Genomic DNA, 1,601 nt, shown 5'->3' with positions numbered 1-1,601 from the left:
ACAACCTATTAATCTACAAAGCTGCGTATAGAGTTTCTTCAATATTCCGTTTCTCATGATCTTTCTCTTTAAACCTGTGAATGCTGCTGTTGCTGTTCATTCTTTTCTGTAGGAGCAGCAATAAAAGCAGAACTAGAGCTAGAACTATCCTTCAACTTTTGCAGCTTTAAATAACTATTTAAAGATAGTCCTTTGCCTTGTTCCCAACGACAAACAGAAGCTTGCTTAACACCTAAAATATCTGCTAATTCCTTTTGTGTTAGCGATAAACACTTTCGGATAGATTTAATCTTTAATTTTTCCTCTGTGTCCATTTGAGTTAAGCTCCTTAATTTTAACCATATACGCAATTGTATAGAGTTAATTAAAAAAAACAATAGATTTTTTTAATTTTAAAATCATAAGTAACTAATTATGACGAAAAATATCATTGCGACATTGCAAGTATTGCAATCTGAGTTTGGTCTTAATCAAAAAGATCTTGCCGATAGATTAAATGTAACCCAAGCGACCGTGTCAAGATGGTTAGGAAGTGAATCAGATCCCAGAGGTTCACACAGAGACGCAATTTTAGAACTTTATAAAAGCTTAAAAGGTTATAATCAAATTACTACAGTTGTTCCTGTTATGGGGTATGTAGGAGCAGGATTAGAGATTGATACCGATGTTGAGCAAATCCCAGAAGATGGGCTTGAAACAATCGAAATACCATTTGATTTGCCTTTTGAAACAATAGGATTCATGGTTCGTGGAGATTCCATGTATCCCGTGTATAAAGATGGTGATTTAATCGTAGTTAAACATCTGCAAACAAAGCCAATGAGCGATTATTATGGTGATGAAGTTGTCGTTCTAACAGAAGATAATAGGCGTTTTATCAAACAAATTACTCGCTCTTCAGAGGGCATTGTACTCAAATCATGGAATGCGCTACCAATTAAAAATGCAAAGATAAAATGGGTTGGAGAAATAGTTGCAATATTACCGCGCAAATCCTATCGTCTACTTATGAAATAATCCCAATAAAGTTTTTGATTCTATTGCTTGTGAAGATGGCATTTAAGTGAAAATGCAAAAAAAATGAAATATATGCGATTTTTTGCTTGCTTATATTTATACATTTACGTATAAGTAATTATATAAACCACGCACAAACAATCGCCAAGAGGCGTTAGGGAGGAAAAATTATGGATAAGCCAATTCTTATAAATTCCGATGAAATTTTATTAGTTGTCTATGATGATGATCAAAACATTGGTCGGTCGGGACCACTTGATGAAAGCCAAGTTCTAAAAATTATTGACGAGGCAGATGATGCAATCCAAATTCTTCGCATCAATCCTTCTGAGAATAATTGTGAAGATATTTCTGAAGAAATTGCAGAAGCATATGTAAACGAAAATATCGAACATCTCCATGAGGAGAGTAAAGTTCATGACTTTGTACGCGAAAGTGATGCTTACCAAGAACTTTTAGACGAGATCGCAGACGAAAAATATAATGATGAGATTTACGGTACTTACGAACAACAACACCGTTTGCGTCCTTGTGATGTGCTTTAAAAATTCTTAAGGGCGCATTTAAAAGCGCCCCCTTTAATT

3 protein-coding genes are annotated in these 1,601 nt (G+C 34.5%); 2 read left to right on the top strand and 1 reads right to left on the bottom strand.

Annotated features, from left to right (window positions below; translation table 11 throughout):
• Window positions 1–68 precede the first annotated feature (68 nt).
• Window positions 69–314, bottom strand: a complete 246-nt coding sequence (locus ACFILT_RS00675) for a helix-turn-helix transcriptional regulator (protein ID WP_375679426.1) — start codon at window positions 312–314, stop codon at window positions 69–71.
• A gap of 100 nt (window positions 315–414) precedes the next feature.
• Between ACFILT_RS00675 and ACFILT_RS00670 the strand changes: the two genes are divergently transcribed.
• Both ACFILT_RS00670 and ACFILT_RS00665 read left to right on the top strand, forming a co-directional pair.
• The gene (locus ACFILT_RS00670) at window positions 415–1,017 is read left to right on the top strand and encodes a S24 family peptidase (protein WP_375613929.1); all 603 of its coding nucleotides are present in this window, start codon (window positions 415–417) and stop codon (window positions 1,015–1,017) included.
• A gap of 170 nt (window positions 1,018–1,187) precedes the next feature.
• Window positions 1,188–1,562, top strand: coding sequence for a hypothetical protein (locus tag ACFILT_RS00665; RefSeq protein ID WP_375679425.1), 375 nt, complete (start codon window positions 1,188–1,190; stop codon window positions 1,560–1,562).
• Window positions 1,563–1,601 lie beyond the last annotated feature (39 nt).

This window comes from Bartonella sp. AP7XZML (genome assembly GCF_042195745.1).
Taxonomy (GTDB): Bacteria; Pseudomonadota; Alphaproteobacteria; order Rhizobiales; family Rhizobiaceae; genus Bartonella.
The sequence above is the reverse complement of the archived record's forward strand: the minus strand, read 5'-3'. Positions and strand labels throughout refer to the sequence as shown.